The organism is Citrobacter sp. LST-B2, assembly GCF_057983045.1.
Map to the genome: position 1 here is coordinate 3,541,451 of NZ_CP192598.1, position 17,958 is coordinate 3,559,408.

Sequence of the window (17,958 nt, forward strand, 5' to 3'; positions counted from 1 at the left end):
CTATGCCAATACATGATAAGACCCCACGACCGCAGGAGTTTGCGGCGGTCGACCTCGGTTCAAACAGTTTTCACATGGTGATTGCCCGTGTGGTGGATGGCGCCATGCAGATTATCGGTCGCCTGAAACAGCGCGTGCATCTGGCGGATGGTCTCGGCGAAGACAACATGCTGAGCGAAGAGGCAATGGAGCGCGGGCTAAGCTGCCTGTCACTGTTTGCTGAACGTCTTCAGGGGTTCGCCCCCTCCAGCGTGTGTATTGTCGGTACCCATACGCTTCGTCAGGCGCAAAACGCCACCGATTTTCTCAAACGAGCGGAAAAGGTTATCCCCTATCCGATCGAGATCATTTCCGGTAATGAAGAAGCGCGTCTGATCTTTATGGGCGTAGAACATACGCAACCGGAAAAAGGCCGCAAGCTGGTCATCGACATTGGCGGCGGCTCGACGGAGCTGGTCATTGGCGAAAACTTCGAACCGAAGCTGGTTGAAAGCCGTCGTATGGGTTGCGTCAGTTTTGCCCAGATCTATTTCCCCGGCGGCGTCATCAGCAAGGAAAACTTCCAGCGTGCCAGAATGGCGGCGGCGCAGAAGCTTGAAACCCTGACCTGGCAATTCCGTATTCAGGGCTGGAACGTTGCGCTGGGGGCCTCTGGCACCATCAAAGCCGCGCACGAAGTACTCTTAGAAATGGGCGAGAAAGACGGGTTCATCACCCCAGAACGTCTGGACCGACTGGTAACCGAACTGCTGCAACACCGCAGTTTCGAGTCGCTAAGCCTGCCGGGGTTATCTGAAGAGCGAAAAGCGGTCTTTGTTCCAGGTCTGGCGATTTTATGCGGTGTCTTTGATGCGCTGGCGATCCGCGAGTTACGCCTTTCCGATGGTGCGCTGCGCGAAGGCGTGCTGTACGAAATGGAAGGTCGCTTCCGCCATCAGGATGTCCGCAGTCGCACCGCCAGCAGCCTGGCGAATCAGTACAATATCGACAGCGAACAGGCGCGACGCGTGCTGGAAACCACGATGCAGATGTATGACCAATGGCAAACGCAGCAGCCGAAGCTGGCGCATCCGCAGCTTGAAGCGTTGCTGAAATGGGCAGCGATGTTGCATGAGGTTGGACTGAACATTAATCACAGCGGCCTGCACCGTCACTCGGCGTATATCCTGCAAAACAGCGATTTGCCTGGTTTTAATCAGGAGCAGCAAACCATGATGGCCACGCTGGTTCGCTACCATCGTAAGGCGGTGAAGCTGGACGATCTCCCCCGTTTTACGCTGTTTAAGAAGAAGCAGTTCCTGCCGCTCATTCAGCTATTGCGTCTTGGCGTACTGCTGAACAACCAGCGCCAGGCCACGACCACACCGCCTACGCTGACGCTCATCACCGATGACAACCACTGGACCCTGCGTTTCCCTCACGACTGGTTCAGCCAGAACGCGCTGGTTTTGCTCGATCTGGAAAAAGAACAGCAATACTGGGAAGCGGTGACCGGCTGGCGTCTGAAAATTGAAGAAGAACGCTCACCGGAAATCGCCGCGTGAAGCACACTCAGGTGCCAGTCACTGGCACCTGCTCTTTCAGCGTGTCGCTTAACGGCTGCGGCACCCCGATTAAATATCCCTGCATATAGTCAATCCCCAGAGAGATCGCGGCATGGCGAATCTCCTCGCTTTCGACAAATTCAGCGACCACCTGCATTTTCTTCATACGCGCCAGATGACAGATTGAGGCCACAATCTGATAGTCGAGGCTATTCGAAACGATATTGCGGATGAAACTACCGTCAATCTTCAGAATATTGGCGTTAACGTTTTTCAGCCTTGCATAACTGGCGTAACCCGTACCGAAGTCATCAATAGCGATTTGGCAGCCCAGTTGTTGCAGGTTTTGCAGCGTTGCCTCCGCCTGTCCGGCATTCATCAGCGCCTGACTTTCTGTCACTTCAAATATCAATTGCCAGGCTTCGATCTGGTATTTGCTCAGCAGTTTGCTGATATCCTGCGCAAACCTGGCCCGACAGACCGAGGACGCCGACAGGTTAAGCGCAAAGCGACGGGCAGGCATCTGCGCACGATTCTCCGCCATAAAGCGTAACGTGTGTTCGATAACCCAGAGATCAATTCTCGAGGAGAGACCAAACTCATGCGCGACGGGCAGGAAGGCATCAGGGTTGATCATGCCACCGTCATCATCCAGCAATCGCAGTAAAATCTCATGATAAACATCGCCGCGAAGCCCTTCGATTGGCTGCGCCATCAAACAAAAACGGTCATGCTCCAGCGCATGCTGTAACCGGTTCATCATTGCGACTTTGTCTCGCAGATTACGCTGCATGTTCATCGCACCACTACGCTCTAAATTTTCCGGCGTGTTGGTCATGATGGACAGCTCAGCCGTCGTGCTCAACTCCCCCAGCAACAGGTAAATGTGATTTACCGGGGAACGCACATAGCAATAGCTCATCCCCACCTGTGGCTGGAACGTCATGCCATCCCAGACAAACCGGAACGTCTTGATATGCTCATCCAGATCGTCAATGCGTTGCTGATGTGACTCTGTATTTAAGCGTAGCAGCAGGTCAGGCCCGGACATTTGGTAAACATGTTCATCAGGACCCAATTTTTCGGCAATCCAGTGGGAGAGCTGTTGCTTGTACTGGATACGCAGCATTATTCCGTAATTTTTCACGAGAAACTCGAGTTCAGGAACGCGCAGAAAGCACAACGCAGACCAGGGCGTATTTCTCAGCGCGCGGTTGAGCGCACGAAGATTGGGAAGATGGACAACCGGATCAAGAAACGCAAGCCGTCGGGCACGACTGCTCACAATCCGCTGACGCGTCGCCAGCACCGCCATGTAATTCACAATAAAAGAAAAAACCAGGAAACTGGAAGAGGTAATCGCCAGTTGTACATCGTAACCTGAATAATAGGGCGTATAGCTTCTGTAATTATGGATCGCAATAATTAAAACTGGCGCCCATAGCAGTGATATGAATCGATAGCCATAACGCATCGCTCCCCATAACATAACCGGGAGTAATAATGACATAGTATAGTTCGTGCTGAATATGGAACTATTTTCATTCAGTGGCATACAAAGCAAAGACATTAAAGCGGACAATACCAGCAACCAAATAATGATCTCTTTTTGCGAGGCCTTGGCATCAAACTGTAACTTTAATTGCGAATAATAGCCGCGTAAATGTAGCGGGTTACGAATAACGCGAATAATAAAGTAGAAGAGCGGTACACCAATCAAATTGCCCACCAGAATACCCTGGTAGTTTATTAATGCGTTGATGTTAAATGGTGTTCCCCCCATTAAGCTCAACTTGCTTTCATACAACCCCACAAAGGCTGCGAACTGGAAAAGCACCAGAAATAGCGTTGCGGGGCAAAAAACTTGCCAAAAAATGCGGGGGAAGACCAGCTGCGCGTCACCATGCGAGATGTTGTTACGTCGGGGCGTAAAAACACGGTAACCGCCCCAGCTGAGCACGACAGCAATAAGAAAATGCGCAATAACAGGCAATGTTTCCGCCAGACCTACCTGCGGATATTTGCGAATAAAAACCGCCAGAACAATACCGGGTAATGCCGCCCAACCGAAAAAAATCATCAGGCTCATCATGAGTGATAACGGTAAGTAGAAAAGGATGACATCCCCGGTGGCCACATGCGCATAGGTATTCGTATGGCTCACGAGCGGTAAAAACAGGGAAGGCAAAATCAGAGGCAGTCCCCACCACTTATCTCTGATTGCAATATAAGTTTTATTCAGTCGCATAGACGCTCAGCGGAACCCCTGGATCCTTAAGGGGTGAATCAGACAGGCATCCCACCTGACGTCAAAATTAAGATGAAAAACTCACCATACATGTCGCACAGATTTTAGTTATCAACGGGAAGTTATTTTTGACGTATATCAAATAATTCCGTCCCCATTAATCAATTATTACCTTTATTTCACGGTGTTATCATTCTCATATTATTAATGTAAATAATATCATTATTCTTCATAACAACGAGATATGATTCAACTGACGCAATTTTACATAATCAAGAATTGACCCGCCTGACACAGTGTGCCTTAATGTATCTATCGCCCGTATGGGCATCCCTTAAGGAACCTTTTGTGAGTCAGGCAACCAGTATGCGAAAACGACATCGATTTAACAGTCGCATGACCCGTATCGTATTGCTTATCAGCTTTATCTTCTTTTTTGGACGTTTTGTCTACTCTTCTATCGGCGCCTGGCATCATCATCAGGACAAAAAAGACGCGCAACAGTCTACTCTTTCTGTCGAAACGCCTGCTCAACGTTAATCCTGTTATTTCAGACAGACGCCATTTGGTCTTTTATACGCCCAAATAAAGCAAAAACCCCCTGTCTAAACAGAGGGTTTTGTCGATTATACGTCAGTGACGTGTGGGGATATTATTCCCACTCGATCGTAGCTGGCGGCTTACCGCTGATGTCATACACGACGCGGGAAATGCCGTTCACTTCGTTGATGATGCGGTTAGACACACGGCCCAGGAAGTCATACGGCAGGTGTGCCCAATGCGCGGTCATGAAGTCGATGGTTTCAACCGCACGCAGAGAAACCACCCAGTCGTATTTACGGCCATCGCCCATCACGCCAACAGAGCGAACCGGCAGGAACACGGTGAACGCCTGACTCACTTTGTTGTACAGGTCGGCTTTGTGCAGTTCTTCAATGAAGATAGCGTCCGCACGACGCAGCAGGTCGCAATATTCTTTCTTCACTTCACCCAGCACGCGCACGCCCAGACCTGGTCCCGGGAACGGGTGACGGTAGAGCATATCGTACGGCAGGCCCAGTTCCAGACCAATTTTACGCACTTCGTCTTTGAACAGCTCTTTCAGCGGCTCAACCAGACCCATCTTCATCTCTTTAGGCAGACCACCTACGTTATGGTGAGATTTGATGACATGCGCTTTACCGGTCGCAGAAGCGGCAGATTCGATAACGTCAGGATAGATGGTGCCCTGCGCCAGCCATTTCACATCTTCCAGCTTCAGCGCTTCTTCGTCGAAGACTTCAACAAAAACGCGGCCAATGATCTTACGTTTCGCTTCCGGATCGTTCTCGCCTTTCAGCGCGGTCAGGAAACGATCTTCAGCCGGAACATGCACAATGTTCAGACCAAAGTGATCACCGAACATATCCATCACCTGCCCGGCTTCATTCAGACGCAGCAGACCATTATCGACGAAGACACAGGTCAGGTTTTTACCGATCGCACGGTGCAGCAGCATCGCCGTGACGGAAGAGTCCACGCCACCGGAAAGGCCGAGGATCACTTTGTCATCGCCAACCTGCTGGCGGATACGCTCAACGGCGTCGTCGATGATTTTTGCCGGCGTCCACAACGCTTCACACTGGCAGATATCGCGGACAAAACGCTCCAGCATACGCATCCCCTGACGGGTATGGGTCACTTCCGGGTGGAACTGAACGCCGTAGAAGCGTTTTTCTTCGTTCGCCATAATGGCAAACGGGCAGCTTTCGGTGCTGGCAACGGTGACGAAGTCGGACGGAATTGCCGTCACTTTATCGCCGTGGCTCATCCACACATCCAACAGCGGTTTGCCGTCAGCGGTCAGGGAGTCTTCGATACCGCGAACCAGCGCGCTGTCGGTTACAACTTCAACCTGCGCGTAGCCGAATTCACGCTCAGTCGACCCTTCAACATGACCGCCCAACTGCATCGCCATCGTCTGCATGCCGTAGCACACGCCGAAGACCGGAACGCCGGCTTCGAAAACGTATTGCGGTGCACGTGGGCTGTTTGCTTCCGTGGTGCTTTCCGGGCCACCGGAAAGAATGATGCCGCTAGGATTAAACTCGCGAATCTGTGCTTCAGTTACATCCCACGCCCACAGTTCACAGTAAACGCCCAGTTCACGTACGCGACGTGCAACCAGTTGTGTGTACTGCGATCCGAAATCAAGGATGAGAATGCGATGCTTGTGAATATTGTCTGTCATTGACGCTAATTCCGAGGCAAGTGAAACAATAACAAAACGCCCGGTTAAAACCGGGCGCGGAAACTTATCAGGAGCCCATACGGTAATTCGGGGACTCTTTGGTGATGGTCACGTCGTGAACGTGGCTTTCCTGAATACCCGCACCACTGATACGTACGAATTCCGCTTTAGTACGCAATTCGTCGATAGTACCACAGCCGGTCAGCCCCATACAGGAGCGCAGGCCGCCCATCTGCTGGTGAATAATCTCTTTCAGGCGGCCTTTATAGGCAACGCGGCCTTCGATACCTTCCGGCACCAGTTTGTCTGCGGCGTTATCGCTCTGGAAGTAACGGTCAGAAGAACCTTTGGACATTGCGCCCAGAGAGCCCATGCCGCGGTAGGATTTGTAGGAACGGCCCTGGTAAAGTTCGATTTCACCCGGGGATTCTTCCGTGCCCGCCAGCATGGAACCCACCATCACCGCGCTTGCGCCAGCCGCGATGGCTTTGGCGATATCGCCAGAGAAACGGATACCGCCGTCAGCGATAACGGGAATCCCCATCCCTTCCAGCGCTTCAACAGCATCAGACACTGCGGTGATCTGCGGCACACCCACGCCAGTCACGATACGAGTGGTACAGATGGAACCAGGGCCAATACCCACTTTCACCGCGCTCACGCCCGCTTCCGCCAGGGCACGAGCCCCCGCGCCGGTCGCCACGTTACCGCCAATGATTTGCAGATCCGGGTATTTCGCACGAGTTTCACGAATGCGCTGTAAAACACCTTCAGAATGGCCGTGAGAAGAATCAATCAGCAGCACGTCAACACCTGCCGCGACCAGCGCATCAACACGCTCTTCGTTGCCAGCGCCTGCGCCAACCGCAGCGCCAACGCGCAGACGGCCATGCTCATCTTTACAGGAGTTCGGCTTACGTTCAGCTTTCTGGAAATCTTTTACGGTGATCATACCGAGCAGATGGAAGCTGTCATCAACAACCAGCGCTTTCTCGACGCGTTTCTCGTGCATTTTTGCCAGCACGACGTCACGCGCTTCGCCTTCGCGAACGGTGACCAGACGCTCTTTCGGCGTCATGTAAACGCTGACCGGTTGGCTCAAATCGGTGACAAAACGCACGTCACGACCGGTGATGATCCCAACCAGCTCATTGTCTTCGGTCACGACAGGATAACCTGCAAAGCCATTGCGTTCAGTCAGTTCTTTCACTTCACGCAGGGTAGTCGTCGGCAGAACGGTTTGCGGGTCAGTTACTACGCCAGATTCATGTTTTTTCACGCGGCGGACTTCTTCTGCCTGACGCTCAATCGACATGTTTTTGTGGATAAAACCAATGCCACCTTCCTGTGCCAGTGCAATCGCGAGGCGCGCTTCAGTCACGGTATCCATCGCTGCGGAGAGCATAGGAATGTTCAGACGAATCGTTTTCGTCAACTGCGTGCTGAGGTCAGCAGTATTCGGCAGAACGGTGGAATGAGCGGGAACGAGGAGGACGTCGTCAAACGTCAAAGCTTCTTTAGCAATACGTAGCATGGGCAATATCTCTAACCTGGGGGTGGATAAATATTGCCGTGGCATTATACAGAGCGTAATCGGTTGCATCCACACTTTTTTGCAAATAATGCTTGCGCTCCTGCTCAGGCGGGTTACTATCGATTGAATAACCTGCTGATTTAGAATTTGATCCCGCTCACATGTTATCCTCTCAGACCTCCGCAATTTTTACTGTTAGCCGCCTTAATCAGACGGTTCGTCTGCTGTTAGAACAGGAAATGGGACAGGTCTGGATCAGCGGCGAGATTTCCAATTTCTCACAGCCGTCATCGGGGCACTGGTACTTCACGCTAAAAGATGACACGGCACAGGTTCGCTGTGCCATGTTCCGCAACAGCAATCGTCGGGTGACCTTTCGCCCCCAGCACGGCCAGCAGGTTTTGGTTCGCGCCAATATCACCCTGTACGAGCCGCGCGGCGACTATCAGATTATCGTCGAAAGCATGCAGCCTGCCGGTGAAGGTCTGCTCCAGCAAAAGTATGAACAGTTAAAAGCTAAACTGCAGGCTGAAGGGCTTTTTGATCAGCAGCATAAGCAGTCACTTCCCTCTCCCGCCCACTGCGTGGGGGTGATTACCTCGAAAACCGGGGCCGCACTGCACGATATTCTCCATGTTCTGAAACGTCGCGATCCCTCTTTACCGGTTATCATCTATCCGACCGCCGTCCAGGGTGACGACGCACCGGGACAGATTGTCCGTGCAATCGAACTGGCGAATGCGCGCCAGGAGTGTGATGTCCTGATCGTCGGTCGCGGCGGCGGTTCGCTGGAAGATTTATGGAGTTTTAACGACGAGCGTGTCGCACGGGCTATTTTTGCCAGCGCGATTCCGGTGGTCAGCGCCGTCGGCCATGAAACGGACGTCACCATTGCCGATTTTATTGCCGACCTGCGTGCGCCGACGCCTTCGGCCGCCGCTGAAATGGTCAGTCGCAATCAGCAGGAGTTGCTGCGTCAGATCCTGTCTGCACAGCAGCGTCTCGGCATGGCGATGGATTACTTTCTGGCGAACCGCAGTCGTCGATTCACTCAGATTTATCATCGCCTGCAACAGCAACATCCGCAGTTGCGTCTCGCTCGCCAGCAGACGGCACTGGAGAGGTTGCATCAGCGTATGAACGTGGCCATCGACGGCCAGTTGAAGCGCACCAGCCAGCGGCAATCCCGTCTGCTGCAACGCCTGAACCAGCAAAATCCGCAGCCACGCATTCATCGTGCGCAAACCCGCATTCAGCAACTGGAATATCGTCTGGCGGAGAGTGTGCGTTCCCGTCTGAGCGCCACGCGGGAACGCTTTGGCAACGCAGTTACCCACCTGGAAGCGGTCAGCCCACTCTCGACCCTGGCGCGTGGTTACAGCGTCTCTACGGCCACCGACGGCAAAGTGCTGAAAAAAGTGACACAAGTGAAAGCCGGTGATGTGATGACGACCCGGCTGGAAGACGGCTGGGTAGAAAGTGAAGTCAAAAGCATAACGCCGGTGAAAAAACGCGCGCGAAAAAAAGCCTGACATCAGGCTAGCGTTCGTCTTCAGGTGAAATGAACAGCAATGCCCCCGACAGCCCAGAAAAAACAACCAGTGCCCCCGCCGCGCCAATCGCGCCATAAAGCTGACCAAATGCCACTGAGCCAACAATTTGCCCAACGGCCAGCATCAGGAAAGCCAGACTGACGCCCGCCGCCGGTGAAGGCTCCGCCAGCGCGGCGCCCCGCACCAACAGCACACCGGATAAAATGACATATCCCGCCCCGTTTAGCGCCGCGACCGGAAACAACCACCAGGCGAAACCGTGGCTTAGCGCCAGGGACACTAGCGAAACCGCCATAAACACCAGCGAGCAACAGTAAACCCCGCGCATACCGATACGCTTTGCCGCACTTCCGGTAAATACAGCGGCAATTCCTGCACCACCGCTGACCAGCCACAGCATATGGGTGATGGCACTGTCCAGCCCGGTATGGCGCTGCAGCAATTCGGGGCCAAAACTCCACCATGCCGCGCTGGCGACACCGCTAACAAAGGCTATCACCAGCAGGCGAAACATCCCCGATTTCGCAAGGACAACGCGCCAGCGCGGCGGCGATCGGAGTTGTTCCGCACGTTCCCCTGGCAACGTACGCAGTACTGCAAACAGGCAAAATAGCGCCATGACTGCAAAGACGATGCATGCCATGCGCCAGTTGCCCGACATAACCCGTAACACCAGAACCGACAGGATGATCCCCCCACTCGTTCCAGCGTTGATAAGGGTATTTACCTGGGTTTGCCGTTCCGCTGAGATTCGCTTACTCACCGCTGCGGCAAGGGACGGTGAGGCTAGCCCGGAGCTGAGCCCGGCGATAAAAAGACCAGTCGCCAGAATAAGGGGGGAATACGCCAACGCCAGGATAACTAATCCAATTGCTGCGGTGATCCCCGCCAGAACGGCCGGGAGTCGTGGACCAAAGCGATCCGTCAGAAAGGAGGCCAAAAAAACGGATAAACAGTAGGCAACATAGCTGCAGGCCGCAATTATCCCGGCAACTTCTGGCGTGAAGGGAATCGCCTGACGGATATCAGGCAGCATGATTCCCCATGAAAATCGCGCCATTCCGTAAGTCACAGCAATCAGTGAGAAACCCGTCATCCCCAGCGCGACATGTTTATTCATTGTTCCCCTCACCTTATGCGTCGTTAAAAACGTAAACCCTGATAGTCAGTTGCGCCACTTTCAGCAGCGCTGATTTGTCCGACTTTCCTGCAGGTTTGCTTCTATGATTTACACTTAACATGCTTACTTTTTCGGCATTGCCAGACTCAGGAGAGCCTTATGTCCCATGCTTACAGTGTGATCCCGCCCTATATCCTGCGACGCATTATTGAAAGCGGTTCGGCGATGCAGCAACAGTGCGCACGCCAGACGCTGACTCACGTACAAACCCTGATGGCGCACATGCCCGGAAAACCAGCGGCGCCGCATGTGAATCAACCCGGTCAACTTGAACGTGATATCTACGATGCGAAAAACAGGCAGGAATTACCCGGCACGCAGGTGCGCTATGAAGGCCATCCCTCAAACGGGGATGTTGCAGTGGACGAAGCCTATGATTACCTCGGTGTCACGCATGACTTTTTCTGGAAAAACTGGCGCCGCGACTCGCTGGATAACAAAGGCTTAATTCTCACCGGGACCGTGCATTACGGGCATGAATACCAGAATGCGTTCTGGAACGGTCAGCAGATGGTCTTTGGCGACGGCGATGGTGAGATATTTAATCGATTTACGATTGCCATTGATGTCGTGGCTCATGAGCTGGCACACGGGATCACCGAATCAGAAGCAGGGTTGATTTACTTTGAACAGGCCGGGGCGCTCAACGAATCGGTTTCCGATGTATTTGGTGCGTTGGTTAAACAGTATCATCTCAAACAAACCGCCGATCAGGCTGACTGGCTTATCGGGCAAGGATTGCTGGCGGACAGCATTAATGGCAAGGGATTGCGCTCCATGTCAGCACCGGGCACAGCCTATGACGACCCGTTGCTTGGGAAAGACCCACAACCTGCGCATATGCGGGACTTTATTAAGACACGCGAAGACAATGGCGGTGTTCATCTTAACTCTGGCATCCCGAACCGGGCGTTTTATCTGGCAGCCACCGCGCTCGGCGGCTACGCATGGGAAAAAGCAGGTTATGCCTGGTATGATACGGTCTGCGATCGACAACTGGCACAGGATGCAGACTTCATTGATTTTGCCCGCTTAACCGTTTATCACGGCGACAAGCGCAGCGGCGCGGAAACGGCGAAGGCGATAGAAGCGGCCTGGAAAGCCACAGGAGTGATGTGAATGGAGATCCCAGAATTAACTGATGACGCCGTGGTAGAACTGGCCCGGGAAGGTGGCGTCGCGTTTATGCCCAAACTGGCACGGCAGCGCAAAATTGCGCTGTCGACCTTATCGACTGTTCAGCGTCAGCGCGTGGCCGACATTCTCCGGCAGAGCCTGACCGTCGGTATGCCTCCGGGACAGACGGGATCGCCGGGTCGCGGCGACCAGCGCTACTTTCGCATACAGATCATCTGGACACAGCATAATCAGGCAGGCGTTACCGACATCATCGTACTGGTACCGGAAAACGATGCGCCAGCCTCACTGGTCGATCTTTGGCAAAAGGGCGAAGCCTGTATCTGCGATTAATCCTGCGACAGCACAAACTCAACGCGTTTTTTCGAAATCAGTCCGTGACCGTTGTGACAGAAATAATCGACTGCGCCGCAGGCTTTTAAAACCTGGAGCGGCTGATGACAGTCCGGGCAACGCGCTTCTACGCTAAAGTCTGTCTGACAGGTTTCACAATGTGCGTTATCGCCATGACGATCGAGCGGATGCTGACAAACGGGACAAATGAGTTCCACACTTTCTCCTCATATTCCTGTTGATGGCGCCCTCCCCGCCGGGAGAGGGCGTAATGAATTATTTGCTTTTTTTGATGTGCTTAATCAGACGTTTACGCTTGCGCATCTGAGTCGGGGTCAGCGTATTGCGCTTGTTGGCATACGGGTTCTCGCCCTCTTTAAACTGAATACGGATCGGCGTCCCCATCACTTCCAGCGATTTACGGAAGTAGTTCATCAGGTAGCGCTTATAGGAATCCGGCAGGTCTTTGACTTGGTTACCGTGAATCACCACAATCGGCGGGTTATAGCCCCCCGCATGAGCATATTTCAGTTTCACGCGACGACCACGGACCAGCGGTGGCTGATGATCTTCAACCGCCATCGTCATGATTCGGGTCAGCATCGCCGTGCTAACGCGACGGGTGGAGCTGTCATAGGCTTCGCGGACGGATTCAAACAGGTTGCCGACACCGCTGCCATGCAACGCAGAGATAAAATGCACACGCGCGAAATCGATAAAGCCCAGACGGAAGTCCAGCGTCTCTTTCACTTGCTCTTTCACTTCCTGAGTCAGGCCATCCCACTTGTTCACTACGATAACAAGTGAGCGCCCACTATTGAGGATAAAGCCCAGCAGCGACAAATCCTGGTCAGAGATACCTTCGCGGGCATCAATCACCAGCAACACCACGTTAGCGTCCTCTATCGCCTGCAACGTCTTGATAACGGAGAATTTTTCTACCGCATCGGTGATTTTCCCGCGTTTACGTACCCCGGCGGTATCGATCAGCACGTATTCGCGCTCATCACGTTCCATCGGGATATAAATACTGTCACGCGTGGTGCCCGGCATATCATAAACGACCACGCGGTCTTCACCCAGGATACGGTTAGTCAGTGTGGACTTACCGACGTTCGGACGACCGACAATAGCCAGCTTAATCGGCAGATCCTGCGGATTGAAGTCATCTTCAGGCTCTTCTTCACCGTTCTCGTCAGCTTCAAACTGTGCCCAGTATTCGGCGTCTTCGTCCACCTCTTCCTGCGGCGCGGCATCGTCCATCCACGGCAGCAGAACGTGTTCCAGCAGACTGAGCACGCCACGGCCATGAGACGCGGCGATCGGATGGATTTCACCCAGGCCCAGCGAGTAGAAATCAACGATAGCCTGATCCGGATCGAGTCCGTCCGTTTTGTTGGCGACCAGGAACGTCGGTTTTTCACGAGAGCGTAAATGCTGGGCGATCGCTTCATCGGCAGGCATCAGGCCAGCGCGCGCATCCACCATGAACAGCACCACATCCGCCTCTTCAATTGCCAGTAGCGACTGTTCCGCCATACGGGTTTCTACGCCATCTTCGGTGCCATCAATCCCGCCGGTATCAATGCAGATAAACTCACGGCCTTCAATCTCCGCACGACCGTACTTACGGTCACGAGTCAGACCCGGGAAATCCGCCACCAGCGCATCTCGGGTGCGAGTTAGACGGTTAAATAACGTGGATTTTCCGACGTTAGGGCGCCCGACAAGCGCGACCACAGGTACCATGTTTAAAGCCTCATTTTAAAAATCATCAGACAACAGACGCGATTTTTGCGCTGTTGTTAAAAACAGGAAAACGGCCCCTGCACCAGGAGCCGTTTTTTAAAGCGTACGACCAGGACGATTAACGTGTAATGGAATACACGGTACCGTCTTTGGCCTGGATCAGCAGCTTGCCATCGGCTGAGACCGGTTCAGTCAGGAAGCCGGAGCTGTCTACTTTCTGCTGAGCCACAAAACGGCCATCTTCGACGTTAAGCCAGTGCAGATACCCTTCGCTGTCACCCACCACCAGGTTGCCATTATACAACGCCGGGGAAGTCAGCAGACGGTGCAGCAGATCGCTTTGCGTCCACAGCGTAACGCCGCCATCGGTCGTCAACGCCAGTACGCGGTCATTCTGATCCACCAGATAGATACGGTTGCCGTCGACGATAAAGTCATTCACCGAGCCCAGTTCACGTTTCCACATGATCTGACCACTGCGCAGATCCAGCGCGGTCAGGTTACCATTATAAGCCAGGGCGTAAACGACGCCATTGACGATGACCGGGGTGGTGTCCACATCGCTCAGACGGTCAATCTCTGTAGAACCGGTCGCCTGAGAAATACGCTGCTGCCAAATCATCTGGCCTTGCTGCATCAGTACGGCGCTCACGCGGCCGTTATCGCCACCGACAATGGCCGCACCAAAGGCGGTTGCCGGCGCAGATTCGCCACGCAGTGACAGCGAAGGCATATCCAGGTTCACGGTCCACTTAATGGCGCCATCGGCTTCGTTCAGTGCCTGCAACTGACCGTTGCTGGTATGAATCAGCACCATGCCGTCACTGACTACCGGACGGGAAAGCGCTTCGCCAGCCACTTTGGTTTGCCACGTAACCGTACCGTCCGCTGCGTTCAGCGCATAAACCTGCGCTTTTTCGCTGCCGATATAGACGTGACCGCCTGCAACCGTTACGCCGCCAGACAACTGCGCTGACGAACGCGAGAACCAGCCATCTTTCTCACCCAGGTTCACCGACCAGACTTCTTTGCCGTCATCAGCATTTAACGCTTTCACCACGCCAGCGCGATCGGCTGCGTAGACCACGTTATCGGCATACGCCGGGTGGAGGTTGGAATAGAAATCGCCGATACCATTGCCTACAGACGTGCTCCAGGCCGTAGACGGGGTAAACTGATTTTCAACCACCGGTAATGGGGACATTTTAACAACGTCTTCTTCGCCACTAAACAGTGAACAGCCGCTCAACAGGGTAACGGAAAGCAGCCCTGGCAGAAGTAATTTACGCAATTGCATCGGGTCCCTCTCAGATGGACAAATTATTGATTTTCATCTGCATCATTTCGCTCAGTGCCGGGGAGGCGTTACTTTTCACGCCCGTTTCCCACGCACTACGCGCACCTTGTTTATCACCTTTGCTCAGCAGCGCTTCGCCGCGCAGATCGGCAACAATCGCCGCCCATCCTTCACCCTTCACACTCTCCAGGGTTTTCAGCGCCGTATCCGCCTGCTTGAGTTGAATCTGAACGCGAGCAAGACGCAGCGTGATCACTGCGTTAAGATTCTCATCACTCGTGGCGGCCAGTCCCTGCTGAAGCTGGGCTGCGGCCTTCTCAAGTTGATTCTGATCGACAAACTGCTGCGCCAGTTCCATCGACGCTAACGCGCCGTAGGTGTTCTTATTGTCGGCAGCAAATTTCTCTGCGGCTGACAGGTCTTCCGCTTTACCCGCGCTGAGCGAACTCACCACGGTTTGATATGACAGAGAAGCAGAGCGTGCGGACTCAATCTGATGATTGTTCCAGTAGCGCCAGCCTACCAGCGCACCAACACCTAAAATAACCCCAACAGCCAGGGCTTTGCCGTTCTCGGCAAAGAAGCGTTTAATCGCCTCAACCTGATCGTTTTCGTTCTCGTAAATTTCCACGCAGTCCTTCTCCTTAAGCCATTAACGTGCGCAAATGCGTTGCAACGCTATCCTGTGCAACTTCAGTTTGCTCACCGGAGCGCAAATCCTTCACTACAACAGTACCGGCAGCCACTTCGGACTCGCCAAGCACCAGTGCAACGCGGGCACCCCATTTATCAGCTCGGGCAAACTGTTTCTTAAAGTTGCCGCCGCCGTGGTTTGTCATTAGCTTCACGCCCGGGATTTCATCACGCACGCGCTCAGCCAGTGTCATTGCCGCAGACTGCGTATCCGCACCTGAAGCGACCAGGTATATATCGACAACAGAATCGGCTTTAAATTCCGGATTAACTGCCTGAACCAGTAAAACAAGGCGTTCCAGGCCCATTGCAAAGCCCACTCCCGGCGTCGCGCGACCGCCGAGTTGCTCAACCAGTCCGTCATAACGACCGCCCGCACAGACGGTGCCCTGTGAGCCCAGGCTGCTGGTGACCCACTCAAACACGGTGCGGTTGTAGTAGTCGAGGCCACGAACCAGACGCTGGTTGACAGTGTAGGCAATCCCTGCGGCTTCCAGCAGTTTGCACAGGCCAGCAAAGTGTTCGCGGGAATCGTCATCCAGATAGTCGCCAAGCTGAGGAGCATCGTTGAGCAGCGCCTGTACGTCCGGATTTTTTGAATCCAGCACGCGCAGCGGGTTGGAGTACATGCGACGTTTGCAGTCTTCGTCCAGTTTCTCAACATGCTGCTCCAGGAATGCCACCAGCGCATCGCGGTAGTTTGCACGCGCGTCCAGCGATCCGATGGAGTTCAGCTCAAGATTGACATGTTCAGCGATACCCAGCGCACGCCACCAGCGCGCGGTAAGCATAATCAGTTCGGCATCAATATCCGGCCCTTGCAGACCAAAGGCTTCGACACCCAACTGATGAAACTGACGATAGCGCCCTTTCTGCGGACGCTCGTGGCGGAACATCGGCCCGATGTACCACAGGCGCTGTTCCTGATTGTACAGGAGACCATGCTCGATGCCGGCGCGTACACAGCCCGCCGTGCCTTCCGGACGCAGCGTCAGGCTATCGCCATTGCGGTCCTCAAAGGTGTACATCTCTTTTTCAACCACGTCGGTCACTTCGCCGATCGCGCGTTTGAATAACGGGGTCTGCTCTACAATCGGCAAGCGGATTTCACTGTAACCGTAGCTGCCGAGCACGTTTTTGAGTGTGCCTTCAATGCGCTGCCAGATGGCGGTCTCGCCAGGCAGATAATCGTTCATGCCGCGAATGGCTTGAATGTTTTTTGCCACGTTTATTCTCTTTCTGAATATAAAAATGAACCCTCAGCGCTTCCCCGAGCGATACGGGAGCCATGCGGGTTCAATCATACACGGGAAGCACGCCGCTTCCCATCACGTTATTATTTTTCAACCTGCTGCACGTTAATCCGCTGCGCTTCGTCGAGCATCGTCGCTTTGGCGCGGATACGGGCTTCAAGCTGGTCAATCATATCGCTGTTATCCAGGCGATCTTTTCGCACGCCGTCTTCATAGAGGCCGCTTTTTTTGTTACCGCCCGTCACGCCCAGCGTCGAAACCAGTGCTTCACCCGGTCCGTTAACGACACAGCCAATGATGGAAACGTCCATCGGCGTAATGATGTCTTCCAGACGCTGCTCCAGGGCGTTGACCGTACCGATCACGTCAAACTCCTGACGCGAGCAGGTCGGACAGGCGATGAAGTTTATCCCGCGAGCACGAATGCGCAGAGACTTCAGGATATCGAAGCCAACCTTAATCTCTTCCACCGGATCGGCAGCCAGCGAAACGCGCAGCGTATCGCCAATCCCTTCGGACAGCAGCAGACCAAGACCGATTGCCGATTTCACCGCACCACTGCGCGCACCACCGGCTTCGGTGATCCCTAAATGCAGTGGTTGATCGATTTGCTTCGCCAGCAGGCGATAGGATTCAACGGCGAGGAAAACATCAGACGCTTTTACGCTGACCTTGAACTGATCAAAGTTCAGACGATCGAGATGATCCACATGGCGCATTGCCGATTCCAGCAAGGCCTGCGGCGTGGGTTCGCCGTACTTTTCCTGCAGATCTTTTTCCAGCGATCCGGCGTTAACTCCGATACGAATCGGGATATTCTTGTCGCGCGCGCAATCCACCACCATGCGGATACGCTCTTCATTGCCGATGTTGCCTGGATTAATACGCAGGCAGTCAACGCCGTATTCCGCCACTTTGAGCGCAATACGGTAGTCGAAGTGAATGTCGGCGACCAGCGGAACAGAAACCTGTTGCTTGATCAGTTTGAAGGCTTCTGCGGCATCCATCGTGGGTACGGAGACACGAACAATGTCAGCGCCAACGCGTTCCAGCGCTTTGATCTGATTAACCGTCGCTTCCACGTCCGTGGTCCGCGTGTTGGTCATCGACTGGACGGCGATGGGAGCCCCATCGCCAATCGGCACATTCCCAACGTAAATTCGCGTTGATTTTCTACGTTGAATTGGAGCCTGGTTATGCATGAAAA

At 53.8% G+C, this 17,958-nt stretch carries 15 protein-coding genes; 5 read left to right on the plus strand and 10 right to left on the minus strand.

From position 1 onward, the window contains the following. Positions 1 to 2: 2 nt before the first annotated feature. The gene (gene ppx, locus ACQ0PY_RS17140) at positions 3 to 1,544 is read left to right on the plus strand and encodes an exopolyphosphatase (protein ID WP_042999846.1); all 1,542 of its coding nucleotides are present in this window, start codon (positions 3 to 5) and stop codon (positions 1,542 to 1,544) included. Between the two features lie 7 nt (positions 1,545 to 1,551). On the opposite strand, the gene ACQ0PY_RS17145 is transcribed toward ppx, so the two are convergent. After that, positions 1,552 to 3,792, minus strand: coding sequence for a bifunctional diguanylate cyclase/phosphodiesterase (locus ACQ0PY_RS17145; protein WP_061069783.1), 2,241 nt, complete (start codon positions 3,790 to 3,792; stop codon positions 1,552 to 1,554). 348 nt (positions 3,793 to 4,140) lie between these two features. On the opposite strand from ACQ0PY_RS17145, the gene ACQ0PY_RS17150 reads away from it, so the two are divergent. Beyond that, the gene (locus ACQ0PY_RS17150) at positions 4,141 to 4,332 is read left to right on the plus strand and encodes a YfgG family protein (protein ID WP_042999844.1); all 192 of its coding nucleotides are present in this window, start codon (positions 4,141 to 4,143) and stop codon (positions 4,330 to 4,332) included. A 112-nt stretch (positions 4,333 to 4,444) separates the two neighbouring features. Here the strand turns inward: ACQ0PY_RS17150 and guaA are convergent, their stop codons facing one another. Both guaA and guaB read right to left on the minus strand, forming a co-directional pair. Further along, the gene (gene guaA, locus ACQ0PY_RS17155) at positions 4,445 to 6,022 is read right to left on the minus strand and encodes a glutamine-hydrolyzing GMP synthase (protein WP_042999843.1); all 1,578 of its coding nucleotides are present in this window, start codon (positions 6,020 to 6,022) and stop codon (positions 4,445 to 4,447) included. A 67-nt stretch (positions 6,023 to 6,089) separates the two neighbouring features. Next, entirely contained in the window at positions 6,090 to 7,556 is a 1,467-nt protein-coding gene (gene guaB / locus ACQ0PY_RS17160) for an IMP dehydrogenase (RefSeq protein ID WP_042999842.1), read from the minus strand. A 161-nt stretch (positions 7,557 to 7,717) separates the two neighbouring features. Between guaB and xseA the strand changes: the two genes are divergently transcribed. Continuing rightward, complete coding sequence (gene xseA, locus ACQ0PY_RS17165; protein WP_109740503.1) at positions 7,718 to 9,088, plus strand: exodeoxyribonuclease VII large subunit; 1,371 nt, start codon at positions 7,718 to 7,720, stop codon at positions 9,086 to 9,088. Between the two features lie 7 nt (positions 9,089 to 9,095). Here the strand turns inward: xseA and ACQ0PY_RS17170 are convergent, their stop codons facing one another. Beyond that, a complete protein-coding gene (locus ACQ0PY_RS17170; protein ID WP_109740504.1) occupies positions 9,096 to 10,229 on the minus strand; it encodes an MFS transporter in 1,134 nt (377 codons plus the stop codon). Between the two features lie 159 nt (positions 10,230 to 10,388). On the opposite strand from ACQ0PY_RS17170, the gene ACQ0PY_RS17175 reads away from it, so the two are divergent. Both ACQ0PY_RS17175 and ACQ0PY_RS17180 read left to right on the plus strand, forming a co-directional pair. Then, on the plus strand, positions 10,389 to 11,408 hold the full coding sequence (locus ACQ0PY_RS17175; RefSeq protein WP_044253068.1) for a M4 family metallopeptidase: 1,020 nt from the start codon (positions 10,389 to 10,391) through the stop codon (positions 11,406 to 11,408). Then, a complete protein-coding gene (locus tag ACQ0PY_RS17180) occupies positions 11,409 to 11,759 on the plus strand; it encodes a protealysin inhibitor emfourin (protein WP_042999838.1) in 351 nt (116 codons plus the stop codon). On the opposite strand, the gene ACQ0PY_RS17185 is transcribed toward ACQ0PY_RS17180, so the two are convergent. The 6 genes from ACQ0PY_RS17185 to ispG all read right to left on the minus strand — a co-directional run bounded on the left by ACQ0PY_RS17185 (position 11,756) and on the right by ispG (position 17,953). Then, the gene (locus tag ACQ0PY_RS17185; RefSeq protein ID WP_042999837.1) at positions 11,756 to 11,977 is read right to left on the minus strand and encodes a zinc ribbon domain-containing protein; all 222 of its coding nucleotides are present in this window, start codon (positions 11,975 to 11,977) and stop codon (positions 11,756 to 11,758) included. The two genes, ACQ0PY_RS17180 and ACQ0PY_RS17185, sit on opposite strands and share 4 nt — an antisense overlap. 58 nt (positions 11,978 to 12,035) lie before the next feature. Next, positions 12,036 to 13,508, minus strand: a complete 1,473-nt coding sequence (der, locus tag ACQ0PY_RS17190; protein ID WP_042999836.1) for a ribosome biogenesis GTPase Der — start codon at positions 13,506 to 13,508, stop codon at positions 12,036 to 12,038. A gap of 118 nt (positions 13,509 to 13,626) precedes the next feature. Then, positions 13,627 to 14,805, minus strand: coding sequence for an outer membrane protein assembly factor BamB (gene bamB / locus ACQ0PY_RS17195; protein ID WP_044264887.1), 1,179 nt, complete (start codon positions 14,803 to 14,805; stop codon positions 13,627 to 13,629). Positions 14,806 to 14,815: 10 nt separating this feature from the next. Beyond that, entirely contained in the window at positions 14,816 to 15,436 is a 621-nt protein-coding gene (locus tag ACQ0PY_RS17200; protein WP_109740505.1) for a YfgM family protein, read from the minus strand. Between the two features lie 13 nt (positions 15,437 to 15,449). Further along, a complete protein-coding gene (gene hisS / locus ACQ0PY_RS17205) occupies positions 15,450 to 16,724 on the minus strand; it encodes a histidine--tRNA ligase (RefSeq protein WP_042999833.1) in 1,275 nt (424 codons plus the stop codon). A 110-nt stretch (positions 16,725 to 16,834) separates the two neighbouring features. Continuing rightward, positions 16,835 to 17,953, minus strand: a complete 1,119-nt coding sequence (ispG, locus tag ACQ0PY_RS17210) for a flavodoxin-dependent (E)-4-hydroxy-3-methylbut-2-enyl-diphosphate synthase (protein WP_042999832.1) — start codon at positions 17,951 to 17,953, stop codon at positions 16,835 to 16,837. Between the last annotated feature and the right edge of the window lie 5 nt (positions 17,954 to 17,958).

Coding starts and splice junctions, on each gene's coding strand:
- der (WP_042999836.1), bottom strand. CDS start 13,508: ATGGTACCTGTGGTCGCGCTTGTCGGGCGCCCTAACGTCGGAAAATCC.
- ppx (WP_042999846.1), top strand. CDS start 3: ATGCCAATACATGATAAGACCCCACGACCGCAGGAGTTTGCGGCGGTC.
- bamB (WP_044264887.1), bottom strand. CDS start 14,805: ATGCAATTGCGTAAATTACTTCTGCCAGGGCTGCTTTCCGTTACCCTG.
- guaB (WP_042999842.1), bottom strand. CDS start 7,556: ATGCTACGTATTGCTAAAGAAGCTTTGACGTTTGACGACGTCCTCCTC.
- ACQ0PY_RS17175 (WP_044253068.1), top strand. CDS start 10,389: ATGTCCCATGCTTACAGTGTGATCCCGCCCTATATCCTGCGACGCATT.
- ACQ0PY_RS17170 (WP_109740504.1), bottom strand. CDS start 10,229: ATGAATAAACATGTCGCGCTGGGGATGACGGGTTTCTCACTGATTGCT.
- guaA (WP_042999843.1), bottom strand. CDS start 6,022: ATGACAGACAATATTCACAAGCATCGCATTCTCATCCTTGATTTCGGA.
- ACQ0PY_RS17180 (WP_042999838.1), top strand. CDS start 11,409: ATGGAGATCCCAGAATTAACTGATGACGCCGTGGTAGAACTGGCCCGG.
- ACQ0PY_RS17145 (WP_061069783.1), bottom strand. CDS start 3,792: ATGCGACTGAATAAAACTTATATTGCAATCAGAGATAAGTGGTGGGGA.
- xseA (WP_109740503.1), top strand. CDS start 7,718: ATGTTATCCTCTCAGACCTCCGCAATTTTTACTGTTAGCCGCCTTAAT.
- ispG (WP_042999832.1), bottom strand. CDS start 17,953: ATGCATAACCAGGCTCCAATTCAACGTAGAAAATCAACGCGAATTTAC.